This is a genomic window from Imhoffiella purpurea (genome assembly GCF_000585215.1).
Lineage (GTDB): Bacteria > Pseudomonadota > Gammaproteobacteria > Chromatiales > Chromatiaceae > Imhoffiella > Imhoffiella purpurea.
The window spans coordinates 22,728-41,683 of the sequence record NZ_AONC01000012.1 but is presented as its reverse complement, the minus strand read 5'-3'; the positions used below and the strand labels follow the sequence as shown (position 1 = coordinate 41,683).

Below are 18,956 nucleotides of genomic sequence, written 5' to 3'. Positions count from 1 at the left end.
TCCATCCCTGGAGCCATGGGTTCGTTCCGACCCGATTCACCGACTCGATGCCACGACCTGACCCCAATCGACTCATCAGGCGTTTCCGGTCCCTCGTCCTGAGAGCGGGCGCTGTCGCGCTGGTCATGCTCGCCCTGCTGATGGGGACGGTCAATCTGCTGCAGCCCTGGGTCTCCGGCTATGCCGACGTCCTGTCTCGACACCTGGGGCCGCGACTCGGCTATCAGGTCTCCATCCAGGGTCTGGGGTTGAGTCTGTCCGGCCTGCATCCGCGACTCCTGCTCAGACGTGTGCGGCTGTCCGATCCGGCAACGGGGGCTCGCGTTCTCGCGCTGCGCGCCATGGAACTGGAACTGGATACGCTGGGCTCGATTCTGACCGCGGCGCCCCGGATCGATGCACTGACCCTGATCGGCGCGCGGCTGGTGCTGCGCCGTCAGCCGGACGGCCGCTTCGAGCTGGTCGGGCTGGGAGGGCTCCGCAGCGACGATCCCAAGGCGCTCGCACTCTTCCTGGGTCAGGGCCGGCTCGCACTGGTCGACAGCGAGTTGATCGTCGAGGATGCGAGCTCGCACGGACGGATCCTGCGCCTTGCCGGGACCCGGATCGATCTGAGCAACGACGGCCGCCATCATTTGGCCGAGCTGTCCGCTCGCCTGGTGCCTCCGCATCCAGTCGCGGGCCGGACTCGGGATGACGCAGGCGACGGGCCCCGGGTCCCCTCGGGCGACAACCGTCTGCATCTGATCGCCGATCTACGCGGCCCACCCGCCGATCTCCGGGCCTGGAGCGGCCGCGTCTATGTCCGCTTCGACGGCTCCAATCTGGGACTCCTTCTGCCTCCGGGGCTGATCGAGGGCCGCACCCTGGATACCCGCGGCGTCTCGCTGGAAGGCTGGTTCGGTCTGGGCTCCGGGCGGCTCGTCCAATCCCTGCTGCGTGCGGACTTGAGCGGGTTGATGCTGTCCGCGGGCGCCGGATCGGATCGGGGCGAGTCCTTCGCGCTGTCCCGGGCGAGTCTGCTGGGACGTCTGCGCCAGGAGAGGGACGGCTGGCGGCTGGAGATCGCGGATCTGAATGCCCGGATCGAGGGGGCGGATCTGGAGGGCGTCGATGCCGATCTGCACCTGGATGGCGGGGGCCGAGTGTCCCGGGCCGCTCTCTCGGTCGATCGATGCGATCTGTCGCTGCTATCCGGAATCCTCGATGCCGGACCCTGGGCCGAGTCCGGGCCGATGGCGGTCCTGCGCGACTCTCGACCGTCCGGCGAGCTGAATGCATTGCGTCTTGGTGGCGAGCGTTCCGCGGATGGGCGATGGGGTTGGTCGGCATCCGGTTCGCTGCGAGGTCTGTCGCTCGAGCGGCACGACGGGCTGCCCGGTTTCAGGGGGCTGGACGGTGCCTTTTACGCCGATCGGTCCGGCGGCGAGCTGCGTCTCGGATCCGCCGCGCTCGATCTGGACCTGAATCCGCTCTTCACCCTGCCCCTGCATCTGGATGCCTTCAGCGGGCGCTTGGATTGGCGGCGCGAGCCGGGTGGGGATCTGCGTCTCTCGGCGCGAACCGTCAGTCTGGAGACGGCCGATCTGGGCGGGCGGGTGCGGTTCGATCTGCTGATCCCGGCCGATGGCGAGAGTCCCTTCCTCGATCTGCGGGCCAATTTCAGCGGTGACGTCGGGAACGTCAGACCCTATCTGCCGGCGGGGATCATGCACCCCAACCTGATCGGCTGGCTCGAGCGCTCGATCGTCTCCGGCCGGCTGGCCCAGGGCGACGCGACCTTTCGCGGCCGGCTCGCCGACTTTCCCTTCCGCGACCATCAGGGCCGCTTCGAGCTGCTGCTGGATTTCGAGGATTTGCTGCTCGACTATCAGAAGGGCTGGCCGCCCATCCGCTCGGCCGGCGGGCATCTGCGCTTTCTCGATCAGGGTCTGCTGATCCAGGTGGATCGCGGGCGTATCTACGACAGCGACTTCTCGGACGGACGCGCCGAGATCGCCGATCTCTGGGGGCCGGAGACGATGCGCATCCACGGCGAGGCCGAGGGTGCCTTCGCCGATGCCCGCCGTACCCTCGTCGACACCCCCCTGGCCGAGGATCTGGGACGTCTGGCCGAGACGCTCGCGGTCGAAGGACGCTCGCGCGTGGCGCTCGACATCGATCTGCCCCTGGTCAGGGATGGGCACCTGGGCGTCTCGGGCACGGTGACCTGGCCCGGTCCCGCCAGCCTGGCGATCCTGGGTACGCCGCTCGAGCTCTCGAACCTGGAGGGCGAACTGCATTTCACCGGCAACAGTCTGAGCGCCGAGGACATCCGCGCCCGGCTTTGGGGACGGCCGCTCGCCCTCTCCATCGAGACCCGGAAGGCCGGGGATGCCGAGGGTGCGGCGACCCGGATCGAGGCGCGCTCCACCACCCCGGTCTCCGAGCTGGCCCGGCGCCTTCCCTCGCCGCTGTGGCGCGATCTCGGCGGCGATCTCGACTGGAATCTGACGGTGAGCCTGCACAACAAGCATGTCAGCAGGGGCGAGGTGCCGCTGGACTTCAGTCTCGCCTCCGATCTGCGGGGACTCGCGATCGATCTGCCGCCGCCGCTGGGCAAGTCCGCCAAGTCGCGGGGCCGGCTCGGCCTCGATGGCCGCCTGGTGCCCGGTCGCTCGCTGGTCGTCTCCGGTCGGATCGAGGATCTGGCCGCCAACCTGGAACTGGCCCTGGATTCCGGCTCTCCCAGGCTGGTCGGGGGGAACCTGCGTCTGGGGGCCGAGAAGGCGTCGGCCCCCGAGCGTGAAGGTCTCTTTCTGGACGGGTCGCTGGATCGGCTCGACCTCGCCCCCTGGACGGACCTGCTCGCGTCGCGCGCCAAGCAGAAGACCGTCGGCGGCGATCTGCCCTTCGAGGGCGCACGCCTGCGCATCGGGCGTCTGGATCTGGGCGACCTGCATCTCGGCGACTCGCGGCTGGTGGTCGATCCCCGGGACGATGGCTGGCGGATCGCATTGGATGCGAACGAGCTGAGCGGACGCATCGATCTCCCGGCGTCCGCGTCCGAGGGGCCGGTGTCGATCGCCTTGGAGCGGCTGGATCTTGCGCCCCTGATCGCGCAGCTCGAGTCGTCCTCCAAGGCGCGAGACGGAGCCGAGGAGAGGTCCGCAAGTCAGGGTTCGAGGTTTTCCGGGCTGCCTTCGCTCGATCTGAGGGTGACCGATCTGAAATGGCATGGCGAATCGCTCGGCACATTGAAGCTTGATCTGCGCCGGCAGCCGGAAGGCGTCCGTCTGCCGCTCATCGATCTGGATGGAGGCCCTCTCGGCGTGCATGGCAGTGCACAGTGGTGGGATTCGGGCGCTGGCGGCCGCAGCCGCCTGGGATTGAGTCTGGAAACGGCCGACCTGGGCGCCTTGCTCGAAAGGCTCGATGACAAGAGCAACCTGGAGGCGGGCCGAAGCTCGGCCAAACTGACCCTGGAATGGCCCGGTCCGCTGGACGCCTTCTCCCGCGAGAGGACGGACGGATCGATCGCGCTCGAGGTCGGCAAGGGACGTTTCCCCGAGGTCGAGCCCGGGCTGGGGCGTCTCCTGGGCTTCTTCAACTTCAGCGCACTGGGCCGGCGTCTGGCGCTCGACTTCACCGATCTCTACGGTCAGGGCTTCGCCTTCGAGCGGATGCAGGGCCGCATCTCACTGGGCGGCGGCAAGGCCAGGTTCGAGGATTTCGTGATCGATGGACCGGCCGGCAAGATCATGGTCGCCGGGGAGTCCGACCTGGCGACCCAGACCTTCGATCAGCGGGTGACGGTCGAGCCCAAGCTCGGGTCGAGCGTGGCGCTCGCCAGCGCGGTCGCGGGCGGTCCCGTCGTCGGGGCCGCGGTCTATCTGGTCGATCAGGTCGCCGGCAATCCGATCGATCGGCTGGGACGCTACCGCTACCGGGTCACCGGCCCCTGGAACGCGCCCGAATTGAAACGGCTCGGCTGGGAGCCGCTGGGGGATCAGGCCGGCGCCGAACCATCCGGCGATTCCAAATCCGGCCCCCCGGAGACCGAGGACCGCAACCTCTTTCTGGACGTCGATTGACGGCCGCTCGCCGGCGGCGCCCTGTCTGCGCGTTTTCTGGGTGGCCGCTCTGGTGGTATCGTTGCAACAATTGCGAAGAGATGTCAGGGGTGATCGCCTGCCGCATCTCCGGTTCCGAACGCTGGTTCAAGCCGTCGAGCGGTGCTGCATACTGACGGGGGATTCCCGTCGCGGAGCGGCTCCGCCCCGCAGCCGTGTCTGGTCTGGGTAACGATATTCGATGAAAACGAAATACAAGATGGGTGCGGTGCAGATGGCGACTGGCCCCAATGTCAGCGCCAATCTGTTCGAGGTGGAGCGGCTGATCAAGGAATCGGCCGATCAGGGCGCGCGTCTGGTCGTGCTGCCCGAGAACTTCGCCTTCATGGGCAAGGAGGATCGGGATCAGGTTGCCAGGCGCGAGGCCGACGGCGAGGGTCCCCTGCAGGACTTCCTGTCGCGGGTTGCCAAGCAGCTCGGGATCTGGCTGGTCGGGGGGACCATTCCGCTGGTCGCCGAGGACCCCGACAAGGTCCGGGCGGCCTGCCTGGTCTACGACGATCGCGGCGAGCGGGTCGCCCGCTACGACAAGATCCATCTCTTCGACGTCAACCTGCCCGGGGTGGACGAACGCTACCAGGAGTCGGCGACCATCGAGGCCGGCAGCCGGCTGGTCGTGGTCGAGACCCCCTTCGGCAAGCTCGGCGTCGCGGTCTGCTACGATCTGCGCTTCCCCGAGATGTTCCGCCAGATGCTCGACAGCGGCATGGAGATCCTGGCCATCCCCTCCGCCTTCACCGCCGTCACCGGCAAGGCGCATTGGGAGACCCTGGTGCGCTCGCGCGCGATCGAGAATCTGGTCTACGTCGTCGCCGCGGCCCAGGGCGGTTTCCACATCAACGGTCGCGAGACCCATGGTCACAGCATGATCGTCGATCCCTGGGGCGCGATCCTGGCCCAGGTCCCGCGTGGGACCGGCTGCATCTGCTCCGCGATCGACAAGGAATTCCAGGACTCGGTCCGCCGCAGCTTCCCGACCATCGACCACCGCCGTTTGAAATGCAGCGTCTGAGTCCGCAAGTCCTTATCGAGCCCGCCGCGAATACCAGAGGCGCGGAGACGCCGAAGCCGCGGCGTTCCGCGTCCTGAGATCCAGACCCATGGATCCGGATCGCGGCACATCCAGACAATAGAACGAGAGCCGTCTATCCCAATCATGACCGACCCCATCGTCATCGCCCGCGAGAGCATCCTCGAGCCGGCCGGACTCCTCGAACGGGACCTCGACCGTCTCCTCGGGCGTCTGACCGGCGCGTCCCTCGATGCCGCAGACATCTATTTCCAGACCAGCCGGCTGCAGTCCTGGGTGCTGGAGGACGGCATCATCAAGGACGGCAACTTCAGCATCGAGCAGGGTGCGGGTCTCAGGGCCGTCTCCGGCGAGAAGACGGGGTTCGCCTATTCGGACGAGCTCCAGTTCCCCGCGCTCGAACAGGCCGCGGAGGCGGCCCGCGCGATCGCCCGGGCCGGTCAGGAGGGGCGGACCAAGATCGCCATGGTGCCGGCCGAACGCCGTCTCTACGAGCCGCTCAATCCCATCGGCAGCCTCTCCGATCCGGACAAGATCGCACTGCTCCAGCGCGTCGACGCCGAGGCGCGCCGGGTCGATCCCCGGGTGCGCGAGGTCGTCGCCAGCCTGGTCGCGGTGCAGGACACGGTGCTGGTCCTGGCCGACGACGGTACCCTGGCGGCCGACGTGCGGCCCCTGGTGCGGCTCAGCGTCAACGTGATCGCCGAGGAGAACGGCCGGCGCGAGCAGGGTTCGAGCGGCGGCGGCGCGCGCGCCGATCTCGGCTATTTCCTGGTCGAGGACCGCGCCCTGTCCTTCGCCCGCGAGGCGGTGCGTCTGGCCCTGACCAACCTGGAGGCCGGCGACGCCCCGGCCGGGACCATGACCGTGGTCCTCGGGGCCGGCTGGCCCGGCGTGCTGCTGCACGAGGCCATCGGTCACGGTCTGGAGGGCGACTTCAACCGCAAGGGCAGCTCGGCCTTCTCGGGCCGGATCGGCCAGCGCGTCGCCGCGCCCGGCGTCACCGTGGTCGACGACGGCACGCTTCCCGGGCGGCGCGGCTCGCTCAACATGGACGACGAGGGCACCGTCACCCAGAACACAGTGCTGATCGAGGACGGCATCCTGCGCGGCTACATGCAGGACAAGCTCAACGCCCGTCTCACCGGCAACCGCCCGACCGGAAACGGCCGGCGCGAGTCCTATGCCCATCTGCCCATGCCGCGCATGACCAACACCTACATGCTGGCCGGCGAGCGCGATCCGGGCGAGATCATCGCCTCGGTCGACAAGGGCCTCTATGCGGTCAACTTCGGCGGCGGCCAGGTCGACATCACCTCCGGCAAGTTCGTCTTCTCGGCCAGCGAGGCCTATCTGATCGAGAACGGCCGCATCGGCCGCCCGGTCAAGGGTGCGACCCTGATCGGCAACGGTCCGGACGTGCTCACCCGGGTCAGCATGATCGGCAACGATCTCGAACTCGACCAGGGCGTGGGGACCTGCGGCAAGGAGGGACAGAGCGTGCCGGTCGGCGTCGGCCAGCCGACGCTGCGCATCGACGGCCTGACCGTCGGCGGGACGAGCCAATAACCCTCATGTCGCGTCGCGTCCTTCGCGCCTTTGCGGTTCAAATCCCCGGATACAGATCCGACCTCATCATTCAATTCGCCCATTCGAGGACTCGAAATCCGCCATGCCCATCCTGACGACCGAGGACACGGCCGAGCGCCTGACCCGACTGCAAGAGATCATCGAAGACATGCTGAAGGAGGCCAAGCGCCAGGGCGCGAGCGACGCCGAGGCATCGGTCGGCAGCAGCGCCGGGCTCGAGGTGTCGGTGCGGCTCGGCGAGGTGGAGACGGTCGAGCACACCCGTGACAACGGTCTGAGCATCACCGTCTATTTCGGTCATCGCAAGGGCTCGGCCAGCACCTCCGACCTCAGTACGGCGGCGGTCCGCGATGCGGTGAGCGCGGCCTGCGCCATCGCCGCCCATACCCAGGAGGACCGCTGCGCCCATCTCGCCGAGGCCGAGCTGATGGCGACCGAGGTTCCGGACCTGGATCTCTATCATCCCTGGCCGATCGCGGTGGAGGAGGCCATCGAGCTGGCCCTGAGCTGCGAGGATGCGGCCCGGGCCTATGACGCCCGCATCGTCAATTCCGAGGGCGCGAGCCTCTCTTCCCATTCCGGCATCCATGTCGCTGGCAACAGCCGTGGCTTCATCGGCGGCTATCCCACCAGCCGTCACAGCCTCAACTGCGCGGTGATCGGTCAGGACGGCGATGCCATGCAGCGCGACTACTGGTGGACGAGCGCCCGATGCGCCGCCGATCTCGACGCGGCCGGCACGGTCGGCGAGCGGGCGGCCGAGCGCACCGTGGCACGTCTGGGCGGACGCCGGCTGGACACCCGCGAGGCGCCGGTGATGTTCCGGGCCGAGGTCGCGACCGGTCTGCTGCGCAGTCTGCTGGGCGCGATCAACGGCAACAGCATCTATCGCCGTTCCAGCTTCCTGCTCGATCGGCTCGGCGATCGCATCTTCCCCGAGTTCGTCCGTATTCACGAGGAACCGCATCTGAGGCGCGGGCTCGCCAGCGCCCCCTTCGACGGCGACGGGGTCGCGACCCGGCCCAAGGACCTGGTCCGCGACGGCATCCTCCAGACCTATGTGCTGGATACCTATTCGGGCTGCCGGCTGGGCATGCCGACCACCGGCAACGCCGGCGGGGTGCGCAATCTGCGCATCGGGATGGGCGATCTGGACCGCGCCGGCATGCTGCGCGAGATGGGCACCGGTCTGCTGGTCACCGAACTCATGGGACACGGGGTCAACGGCGTCACCGGCGACTATTCGCGCGGGGCCTCCGGATTCTGGGTCGAGAACGGCGAGATCCAGTATCCGGTCGAGGAGATCACCATCGCCGGCAATCTCAAGGAGATGTTCGCCGGCCTGGTGGCGGTCGGCAACGACTGCGACTTCCCCGGCAGCACACGGACCGGATCCTGGCTGATCGACCGCATGACCATCGCCGGGGAGTAGGCTCGCTGGCGGCTGCCGGGCCCAAGGATCGAATTCGGCGGCCATGCCATGCGCCGAGCGCCTACAATAGGCGCTTTTTTCGCCGAGCGCAGCGGGTTCCAAGATGAGCGAAATCGTTCTGATCAACGTCACCGGCGAGGATCGGCCGGGTATCATCGCATCCCTGACCGAGATCCTCGCCCGCTATCGGGTTCCCATTCTGGACATCGGTCAGTCGACCATCCATAACGCGCTGGCGCTGGGTCTTATGGTCGAGCTGCCGCGCTCCGGGGCCGACTGCGGTGTCTTCAAGGATCTCCTCTTCTGCGCCCATGGCATGGGGCTCGACATCCGTTTCGCGCCGATCGAAGGCGATGCCTACGAGGGCTGGGTCCACGAGCAGGGCCGTCCACGCCACATCCTCACCCTGCTCGGTCGCGAGATCGATGCCGAGCATATCGCCCGGGTGTCCTCGGTGGTGGCTGCGCGCGGGCTCAACGTCGATCGCATCGTGCGTCTGACCGGCCGTATCTCGCGGCGCGAGGCGCGCTCGAACGCGCTGGCCTCGGTCGAGCTGTCGGTGCGGGGCGCCGTGGACAGCCTGGCGGATCTGCACGCCGAGCTGCTGGCCCTGGGGCAGGTACTGGACGTGGACGTCTCGGTGCAGGAGGACGACATCTACCGGCGCAACCGGCGTCTGGTCTGCTTCGACATGGACTCGACCCTGATCCAGACCGAGGTGATCGACGAACTGGCCGCCGCCGCCGGGGTCGGCGACCGGGTCGCGGCCATCACCGAGTCGGCGATGCGCGGCGAGATGGACTTCCAGGAGAGCTTCCGCCGCCGCATGGCGCTGCTCGAGGGGCTCGACGAATCGGTCCTGGCCGGGATCGCCGAGCGCCTGCCCATCACCGAGGGCGCCGACCGTCTGATCGCGACGCTCAAGCGGCTCGGCTACAAGGTCGCCATCCTCTCGGGCGGATTCACCTATTTCGCCGAGCATCTCCAGCGGCGTTTCGGAGTCGACTACATCTATGCCAACCGTCTGGACTTCCGCGACGGCAAGCTGACCGGGGAGGTCTCGGGCGAGATCGTCGACGGCAGGCGCAAGGCGGAGCTGCTGCGCGAGATCGCCGAGCGCGAAGGGATCCATCTCGAGCAGGTGATCGCGGTCGGCGACGGCGCCAACGATCTGCCCATGCTCTCCATCGCCGGGCTGGGGATCGCCTTCCACGCCAAGCCCATCGTCACCCGGCAGGCCAGGCACTCCATCACCAACGTGGGGCTGGACGGAATCCTCTATCTGCTGGGCATGCGCGATCGCGACGTGGCGCGACTCGGAGCCGTGGATCTCTGATCGGCCGTGGCGAGGGGGCACGATAGGGATACGGCGCTCTCCATGCTAGGATTGGCCGCGAGAGCGGAGGACATCCAGGCTCGCCTCGCGACGATAAGGCCATTCCATGGCCTCTATAACCATAAGCCGAGACCGAATCCCGACCATGCCGACCATCCTGATCGTCGACGATACAGCTGCGAATCTCGAGATTCTCAGCGAGCTGCTGAGCCCGGAGCATGTCGTTCGGGCCGTGCGCTCGGGCGAGCGCGCCCTGCGGGCCGCCCAGAGCACACCCAGGCCGGATCTGATCCTGCTCGACATCATGATGCCCGAGATGGACGGGTACGAGGTGCTGCGCCGCTTGAAGACGGAACCGGCGACCGCCGATATCCCGGTGATCTTCGTCACCGCGCTCGATACCGTGGCCAACGAGATGCAGGGGCTGGAACTGGGCGCGGTCGATTACGTCGCCAAGCCCATTCGCCCGGCGATCCTCATGGCGCGGGTGCGCACGCATCTGGAGCTTGCGGCCTTGCGGCGCCAGCTCCGCGAGCGCGACGTCCAGCTCGAATTCGAGATCGGCAGACGTCGGGCCGAGAGCCGCTTGGCTCAGGATGTCGGCATCCGGGCGCTGGCCCACCTTGCCGAGATCCGTGATCCGGGCGTGACCGGGCATCTTCGGCGGATCCCGTCGTACCTTCGGTCGTTGGCCGTTCCCTTGCGCTCCCATCCGCGTTTCTCCGGGTTCCTCTCCGACGACAATCTGAACACGCTGGTCCGGTCGTCCACGCTCTACGATATCGGCAAGGTCGGGGTTCCGGACCGCATTCTCCTGAAGCCCGGCAAGCTCGATCCCGCGGAGTGGGAGATCACCAAGGCCCATACCCGTCTGGGGCGCGATGCCATCGAGATGGCCGAAATGGAGGACGAGCGTTCTCCGGGTTTTCTGAACATGGCCAAGGATGTCGCCCTCCATCACCATGAGCGCTGGGATGGCTCGGGCTATCCGGACGGCCTGGCCGAGGATGAGATCCCGATCTCCGCCCGCATGATGGCGCTCGCGGACGTCTTCGACGCACTCATCTCTGACCGGGTCTACAAGGCGGCCTCCTCCTTCGCGGAGGGGGTCGACATCGTGCGCGACGGGCGGGGCAGCCAGTTCGATCCGGCGGTCGTGGATGCCTTCCTCGATCAGCTGGACGATTTCGCCGCCATCGCATCGCGACGCCACCCCGGTCACGCGGCATCCAATGATTTACTGACACACTAGCGGATCGGCTTCGGCGTCCGCCCAGGTGGCTGCGGCGCCGAGCCCTCATCGCTCCAGCTGCAGGGCTTGCGCATGCTCTCGGTGATCGATCTGACGCTTGCTGACATCATGAACCGGCGCGTTCGGCACGTGCCGCCCGATCGTCTCCTCGGCGAGGCGGTGCGTGAGATGGCGGAGGCGCGTATCTCGTCCCTCCTGGTCCTGGAGGGCGACCAGCCGGTCGGGATCCTGACCGAGCGCGACCTTCTGCGTCTCCTAAATCAGCGTGCGTCCATGGATGCGCCCGTTTCGGAGTCGATGACCACCCCGGTCATGACGATCCACAAGGAGACGCCCTTCCCTGACGCCTATCGGACGGCGCTCGCGCATCAGGTGCGTCATCTGATCGCGGTGGAGGACGACGGCCGGCTGGCCGGGGTCGTCACCGAGACCGACTTCCGCCGCCATCTGGGATTCAGCTTCCTGCGCCGGCTCGACGATCTCACCGACGTGATGGATCGCGATCTGCCCTTCGTTTCGCCCGATGCCCCGCTCGAGGAGGCGCTGGAGCTGATGCAGCGTCGGCACGCCACCTATGTGCTGGCGACGGATGGCCGGCTGCCGCGCGGTATCCTCACCGAGCGCGATCTGGCGCGGCTGATCTCTACCGGGATCTGCGGCGATGGCCGCGGGGTTCTGCTGCGCGAGGTGATGCAGGCCCCGGTCCAGGTCATCGCCCAGCATACCTCGGTGCCCGAGACCGTGCGGCTGATGCAGGATCTGCAGGTCCGCCATCTGGTGGTCGTCGACGAGCATGGGTTCGTGATCGGGATGGTGACGCTGCATCGTTTGATGGAGCGCATCAGCGCGGTCCTGCTGCAGGAGCATGGCTGGTATCGGGCCGAGAACCTTGCGAGCGGCAATCAGCTCGCCGAGCAGCGTCTCAAGATCGCGATCGAGGCGTCCGGGATCGGGTTCTGGGAGCTGAACCCCGCGAGCGGACGCCTCGTCGTCGATCAGACGGTGCGATCGATCCTCGGGCTCGCCGCGGACGATCCGCTGGAGCGTCTCGACGACTGGTTCGGCCGTCTCCATCCGGACGATTACGATGCGGTCCTGGAACACTATCAGGACTCCTTCTCACCCAAGGACGCGCCGATCCGAACCGAATACCGTATCGGGCACGCAGACGGACACTGGGTGTGGATCAACTCGCTGGGCCGGGTGGTGCGGCGTGACGATCGGGGCGTGGCGACGCTGGCCCTGGGGACCTGCTCCGACATCACCGGGCGCAAGCAGTCCGAGGCGCGGGCCCATCAACTCTCGCGTCTCTACGCGGCCTTGAGCCAATGCAATCAGGCCATCATCCGCTGCGACAGCGAGCAGGAGCTCTACGCTCAGATCTGCCGCGATGCCGTGCTCTACGGCGGCATGGCCACGGCCTGGGTCGGCTTGATCGATGCCGATCCCGATACCCTGGTGATCAAGGTGGCGCACGGCCTGGGCAGCGAGGATCTGCTCGGCCGGCGCATCCAGGTCGGCGTCGACAGCCCCTTCGGCCGCGATCCGGCCGCCATTTCGGTCCGCAGCGATCTGCCCTACTGGTGTCAGGATATCTTCAGCGATTCCGCCACCCGGCATCTGCGTCCCGAGGCCGAGCATCACGGCTGGCTGGCCGAGGCGGCGCTTCCGCTGCATCGCCGGGGTCGGGTGATCGGCGTCTTCGGACTCTATGCCAGGAACTGTGCCGCGTTCGATGCCGACGTGCGTCAACTGCTCGAAGAGATGTCATCGGATATCTCCTATGCCATCGATCATTACGCACTGGCCTATGAGCACAAACGCCAGGAAGCGGCGATCATGGCGGCGAACGATCGCCTGCAGGGCATTCTGGACGCGGTTCCGGATCCGATCTGGCTCAAGGACACGGAGGGCGTCTATCTGGCCTGCAATCCCGCCTTCGAGCGTCTCTACGGTGCGCGTCAGAAGGCCATCGTGGGGCATACCGACTACGATTTCGTCGATCGCGATCTGGCGGATTTCTTTCGCGCCAACGATCTCAAGGCGCTCGAGGCCGATCGGCCGACCGTCAACGAGGAATGGCTCACCTTCGCCGAGGACGAGTATCGCGGTCTGTTCGAGACCGCCAAGACGCCCGTGCGCGATGCCGAGGGGCGGCTGGTCGGCGTTCTGGGCATCGCCCGCGATATCACCGAGCGCGAACAGGCCGCGGAGGAGCTGGATCGCCACCGCAATCATCTCGAGGCCCTGGTGCGGTCCCGCACCAACGAACTGGAGGAGGCGAACCGTCTGCTGCGCAAGAACGACGGCCGGCTCAAGGCGCTGTTCGAGCTGAGCCAGTCGGTCTCCTCGATGGACGAGCGGGAGTTGCTGCAGCGCGGGCTGGACAGCGCGGTGTCGCTGAGCGGCAGCCGGATCGGGTATCTGCATTTCCTGGACGAGACTCAGGACGCCGTCCGTTTCTGCATCTGGTCGTCCGACATCCGGCGTGAGTGCTCGGCGCAGTTCCAGAGTCACCATCCGGTCTCGAAGGCCGGTCTCTGGGCGGACGTGGTCCGCACCCGTCGGGCGGTATGCCACAACGACTTTCAGGCCATCCCGTCGCGTCAAGGGTATCCGAAAGGGCATGTGCATCTGATTCGCCATCTCGCCGTTCCGGTGCTAGAGGACGGCAAGGTCCGGATGCTGATCGGGGTCGGCAACAAGGAGGCCGATTACGACGCCAGCGATACCCAGCAGCTGCAGCGGTTCGCCGAGGAGCTGTGGCGCATCCTCATGCGTCGGCGCGCCGAGATCGCCCTGGCCGAGGCCAAGGAGGCGGCCGAGGTCGCCAACCAGGCCAAGAGCGCCTTCCTGGCCAACATGAGCCACGAGATCCGCACCCCGATGAACGCCATCCTGGGCCTGGCCCATCTGCTGGATCGCGAGGTCTCCACGAGCCGCTCGCGCGCCCAAGTGGCCAAGATCAAGGGCGCGGCCCATCATCTGCTCGGGGTCATCAACGACATCCTGGATCTCTCCAAGATCGAGGCCGATCAGCTGGTCCTGGAGCGCCGCGGCTTCGTGCCCGCCAAGCTGATCGAGGAATCCTTCGGCCTCCTGAACGAGCGCGCGGCCTCGAAGGGGCTGAAGCTGGTCAAGGAGATCGCCCCCGAGGTTCCCGAAGCATTGTGGGGGGATTCGCTGCGGCTCGGCCAGGTCCTGGTGAATTTCCTCAGCAATGCGATCAAATTCTCGGATAGCGGCGAGATTCGGGTCGGAATCCGTCTGGTCGAGATGTTGGACTGGCGCTGCTGGATCCGCCTGGAGGTCAGCGACCAGGGCATCGGCATGACCGCCGAGCAGCGCCAGCGTCTCTTCCAGCCCTTCGTCCAGGCCGACGACTCCACCACGCGCCGTTTCGGCGGCACCGGCCTGGGGCTGGTGATCTGCAAGCGTCTGTCGACCCTCATGGGCGGCGAGATCGGCGTCGAGAGCGAGCCGGGAAAGGGCAGCACCTTTTGGGTCCGTCTGCCGTTCGAGCCGGCGCGCGCAGGGGTCGATACATCGAGCGGTCCGGATCGGGGAGGGTTCGAGGCCCCCTCGGAGCGGGTCCTGGCGCGCGAGCATGCGGGGACACGAATCCTGCTGGTCGAGGACGATCCCATCAATCAGGAGGTCGCGCTCGCCCTGCTCAAGGACACCGGGCTGCTGGTGGATGTCGCCGACAACGGCGAGCAGGCGGTCGAGAAGGTGCGCGCACAGGACTACGCCCTGGTCATCATGGATATGCAGATGCCGGTCATGGATGGGCTCACGGCCTCGCGCGAGATCCGGCGCCTTCCCGGCAACAAGGGCGAGCTGCCCATTCTGGCCATGACGGCCAATGCTTTCGACGAGGACCGCCAGCAGTGTCTGGCCGCCGGCATGAACGATCATATCGGCAAGCCGGTCGAGCCGGATCGGCTCTACGAGGCATTGCTGCGCTGGCTTCCCGTCATGGCCATGCGGGGCGGGACGACGTCTCCATCCTCGGCGTCGAGTTCGCCGCCGACGACCCTGGCCGAAATCGACATCCCCGGATTGGACGTGCTCCAAGGCGTGTCGGCGGTGGCTGGAAAGGAGGCCATCTATCTGAAGCTCCTCGGCCGTTTCGCGGCCGATCATGGGGACGACGGCACCAAGCTGCGCCAGTTCCTGGGGGATGGCGATCTGGATCGGGCGCGGCTGCTGGCGCATGGTCTCAAGGGGGTCGCCGCCACCCTGGGGGCGGAGCGGGTGCGCCAGCGTGCCGCCGAGCTCGAGCTGGATCTGCGCCAGCAGGCGACCCAGGGGGTCATCGAGGCCGGCGTCGCCAACCTCGAACGCGATCTGGTGAGTCTGGTCGAGGAGCTGGCGAGGATCGGTCTCGCCTGACCCCATGTCCGGGTATCCAGGTGTGGATGCCCGCGCTCGGATCGTCATCGAAACGGCATCCAGCCGTCATCTCCGCGCATTATCTTTGCGAGCTCCATCGTTTCGACTCAATTCTCCCTGACGGAGCCCGCAATGCGCATGCTAAGACGTATCCTCGGGCTCGGCGCACTCCTGGTCGCGCCGACCCTGTTCGCCGACGTTCAGATCGGACCCCGCCCCTATTATCTGATCGACGACATGGAGGAGGGATGGCTCAAGTCCACCTTGGACTCCTGCCGCGACATGCCGATGGAGAAGAGCGATTTCTCGATCGGCCATCGCGGCGCCGCCCTGCAGTTCCCGGAGCATACGCGCGAGTCCTACGTCGCCGCCGCCAGGATGGGCGCCGGCATCATCGAGTGCGACGTGACCTTCACCAAGGACCGCCAGCTGGTCTGCCGGCACTCGCAGTGCGACCTGCACACCACCACCGACATCCTGGCCCATCCCGAGCTGGCTGCGAAATGCACCCAGCCCTTCTCCCCGGCCGAATTCGACGAGAACGGCAACCGCACCAAAGCCGCCTCGGCCGTCTGCTGCACCAGCGACATCACCCTGAACGAGTTCAAGTCGCTGTGCGGCAAGATGGATGCCAGCAACCCCGACGCCCTGACGGTCGATGAGTACATGGGCGGTACGGCGAACTACCGTACCGATCTCTACGCGACCTGCGGCACCGTCATGACCCATCGCGAGAGCATCGCGCTCATCAGCTCGCTCGGGGCCAAGTTCACGCCCGAACTGAAGGAGCCCAGCGTGACCATGCCTTTCCAGGGCGACTACACGCAGCAGGCCTATGCCCAGCAGATGATCGACGAGTACAAGAGCCTGGGCGTGCGTCCGGAGCGGGTCTTCGCCCAGTCGTTCAATCTGGACGACGTGCTTTTCTGGATCGCGGCGGATCCCGCGTTCGGTCGTCAGGCGGTCTATCTCGACGGACGCGACTCGGATGCCTCCTTCGATCCCTCCAAGCCAGCGACCTGGTCGCCGAGCATGCAGCAGCTGGCCGACAGGGGTGTCAAATACATCGCCCCGCCGACCTGGATGCTGGTCACCCTGGACGGTGACGGCAAGATCGTGCCCTCGGTCTATGCCGGCCAGGCCAAGTCGGCCGGGCTGGGAATCATCACCTGGACCCTCGAGCGCTCCGGTCTGCTCAAGGACGGTGGCGGCTATTACTATCAGTCGATCACCGACGCCATCGACAATGACGGCGACATGTACGAGCTGCTCGACGTCCTGACCTGGGACGTCGGCATCGACGGCATCTTCTCGGACTGGCCCGCGACCGTGACCTATTACGCCAACTGCATGGGGCTTTAGGGAAAGCGTCTATTCGACCCGCGAGCCGATCGAACGCCGGGAGGGCGTCCGATCGGCATCCCGTCAATCCTCGGCGCGAGATGGGCCCTGAGTCGCCTGAGACCGCCAGTCGACGATGGGACTCGGCTTGCCGAAGAGATAGCCCTGAAAGGCGAAACAGCCGTTGTCGAGCAGGAAGAGCTGCTGCTCCTCGGTCTCCACGCCCTCGGCGATGACCTGGATGCCGAGCGAGCGGCTCATGGCCAGGATGGCGCGCACGATGGCGGCGTCGTTGGGATCCGTGGTGATGTCGCGCACGAAGGATTTGTCGATCTTGAGCTGATCGAGCGGGAGCCGCTTGAGATAGGACAGAGACGAGTAGCCGGTTCCGAAATCGTCCATCGAGAAACTGACGCCGAGCGCGCGCAGCTGGTGCATGCGCTCGATCACCGAGTCGGCATTCTCCAGGACGACGCTCTCGGTCAGCTCCAGCTTGAGCCGGGCAGGGTTCGCCTTGGACCGCTCGAGACTCTCCCGCACCTGGGCGACGAAGTCCGGCTGATGGAACTGGCGTGCGCTGACGTTGACCGCGAGCTGAAGCGATCTCATCGTCGCGCAGGTCTCCCACTCCTTGAGCTGGGCGCAGGCGGTATCCACGACCCAGTGGCCGATCGGAACGATCAGGCCCGTCTCCTCCGCCAGGGGTATGAAATCCAGGGGCGGTATGAGCCCGCGATTCGGATGCAGCCAGCGCAGCAGCGCCTCGGCGCCGATGCGCTTGCCGTGCTGATCGATCTGGGGCTGATAGAAGAGCTGCAGCTCGCCGCGCAGCAGCGCCTGTCGCAGCGCCGTCTCCAGGGCGATACGCGATTCGATGGCCTTCTGCATCTCCGGATTGAAGAAGCGGATGGTGTCGCGGCCGGCATCCTTGGCCTGATAGAGGGCCACGTCGGCCTGTTTCAGCAGGACCTCGACCGATTCGCGATCCCCCTGGAACAGTGAGAGCCCGATGCTGCAGCTGCAGTAATGGTCGGCCTGATCCGCGCGACCGATGGGATAGGGTTCCTTGAGCCTCAGTCGGATCTTTTCGGCGATACCCTCTGCCTCGTTGGCGGCGTTCTGCTCGTCGGTTCCGAGCGTTTCGAGCATCACCAAGTATTCGTCCCCGCCCAGACGTGCGACCGTGTCCTCGGCTCGCAGCGACTGCGTCATGCGGCGGGCGACCTCGACCAGGAGGCGGTCGCCGACATCGTGGCCCTGGGTGTCGTTGAGCGACTTGAAATGGTCCAGGTCGATCATGAGCAGAGCGCCGTATTGGCGGGTGCGGCGGCTGGCGGCGAGGGCATGACCGAGACGGTCGAGCAGCAGACGCCGGTTGGGCAGACCGGTCAGGGGATCGAAGTAGGCGAGGCTGCGGATCTGCTCCTCGGCCTCCTTGCGGGCCGTGATGTCGCTGATGCTGACCCGCCGGCCGCGATAGTCGCCGCTGGCGTCGATGACGGGGCGGCAGCGATGCTCGACCCATAGGAGCCTGCCGTCCTTGTGCCGGATACGGAATTCAAGCTCGTAGATATCTTGGCTGCGGGGTGGAAGCGATCCCTTGATATGCCGCTTCCATATGGCCTTGTCGTCCGGGTGGACGATCCTTTCGAGCAGGTCGGGGTCATGCAGGAAGTGCTCGCTGGGAAAGCCGGTGAAATGCTCGGCCGAGGGCGTCATGTAGTAGAAGCTGCCGTCGGGCCGAACCCAGTATTCCCAGTCGTAGGTCCAGTCGAGCATGGTGTGGAAGCGTGCCTCGGTTTCGCGCTGACGATGCTCGGCCTGGTCGAGCATACGCTGGAGTGCGCGGCGTTCGCGGCGCAGTCGGTCGTGGTTGGCCGAGGCGGCGAAGACGCCTGCCGCGTGCACGGCGAGGATGCGCAGCGCGGCCAGCAGCGGATCCGGTCTGGCAAGGGGCTGGGACGAGCACCCCGAGATCAACCCGGAGGGCCTTCCGTAGAGACCTGGGATTGGGGCGCCGATAAAGCCCTCGGCCTCCAGATGCTGGAGATCGGGGTCCAATGGATGTGCATCGCGGGCCCCGCTTGCGATACCCTGGCCGCCTTCGCGCAGGACCGCGGAGGCGGCCGTGTCGCGGAGTGCGTAGCTCCAGGTGCCGAGCTGCCGGCCAGCGTGCCAGGCGGCCCGGACCTCGATGCGCTCGCCCGAGGGATCGAGACAGCCGACCTGGACCTGATCCAGCCCCAGTAGGCGGGCGGTCCGCTCGGCCAGATCTTGGGCGAACGAGGCATGTACCTGCGTCGAGACGAGATCCGCAACGCCGAGCAAGGCGAGCTCAGAGTGATCGGGGCGATTCATGGCTGGGATGGCGTCGGAAGCGGGCTCGTCCTGAAATCTGGAAGTTGTCTTCGACCGCTCGACTCCTCTCCGGCGATGTCTCTGTTTGGATCCTGAACGGATAACGGGAC

At 66.7% G+C, this 18,956-nt stretch carries 9 protein-coding genes; 8 read left to right on the top strand and 1 reads right to left on the bottom strand.

The features are described 5' to 3' along the window. Positions 1–47: 47 nt before the first annotated feature. From D779_RS04280 to D779_RS04245, 8 genes are all read left to right on the top strand, one after another. On the top strand, positions 48–4,073 hold the full coding sequence (locus D779_RS04280) for a YhdP family protein (protein ID WP_043749957.1): 4,026 nt from the start codon (positions 48–50) through the stop codon (positions 4,071–4,073). Between the two features lie 220 nt (positions 4,074–4,293). Continuing rightward, entirely contained in the window at positions 4,294–5,124 is an 831-nt protein-coding gene (locus D779_RS04275; RefSeq protein ID WP_043749955.1) for a carbon-nitrogen hydrolase family protein, read from the top strand. Positions 5,125–5,268: 144 nt separating this feature from the next. Further along, positions 5,269–6,711, top strand: coding sequence for a metalloprotease TldD (gene tldD / locus D779_RS04270; RefSeq protein ID WP_043749953.1), 1,443 nt, complete (start codon positions 5,269–5,271; stop codon positions 6,709–6,711). 103 nt (positions 6,712–6,814) lie between these two features. Then, complete coding sequence (pmbA, locus tag D779_RS04265) at positions 6,815–8,164, top strand: metalloprotease PmbA (RefSeq protein WP_043749950.1); 1,350 nt, start codon at positions 6,815–6,817, stop codon at positions 8,162–8,164. Between the two features lie 103 nt (positions 8,165–8,267). After that, positions 8,268–9,500, top strand: a complete 1,233-nt coding sequence (gene serB, locus D779_RS04260; RefSeq protein ID WP_043749947.1) for a phosphoserine phosphatase SerB — start codon at positions 8,268–8,270, stop codon at positions 9,498–9,500. Between the two features lie 145 nt (positions 9,501–9,645). Continuing rightward, on the top strand, positions 9,646–10,752 hold the full coding sequence (locus tag D779_RS04255; protein WP_052347819.1) for a response regulator: 1,107 nt from the start codon (positions 9,646–9,648) through the stop codon (positions 10,750–10,752). Between the two features lie 72 nt (positions 10,753–10,824). Then, positions 10,825–15,147 (top strand): GAF domain-containing protein, encoded by a 4,323-nt coding sequence (locus tag D779_RS20910; protein WP_052347818.1) that lies wholly within the window; start codon positions 10,825–10,827, stop codon positions 15,145–15,147. 138 nt (positions 15,148–15,285) lie between these two features. Then, on the top strand, positions 15,286–16,509 hold the full coding sequence (locus tag D779_RS04245; protein ID WP_081763323.1) for a glycerophosphodiester phosphodiesterase family protein: 1,224 nt from the start codon (positions 15,286–15,288) through the stop codon (positions 16,507–16,509). Between the two features lie 63 nt (positions 16,510–16,572). Here the strand turns inward: D779_RS04245 and D779_RS04240 are convergent, their stop codons facing one another. After that, positions 16,573–18,846 (bottom strand): putative bifunctional diguanylate cyclase/phosphodiesterase, encoded by a 2,274-nt coding sequence (locus D779_RS04240; protein WP_052347816.1) that lies wholly within the window; start codon positions 18,844–18,846, stop codon positions 16,573–16,575. Positions 18,847–18,956: the final 110 nt, after the last annotated feature.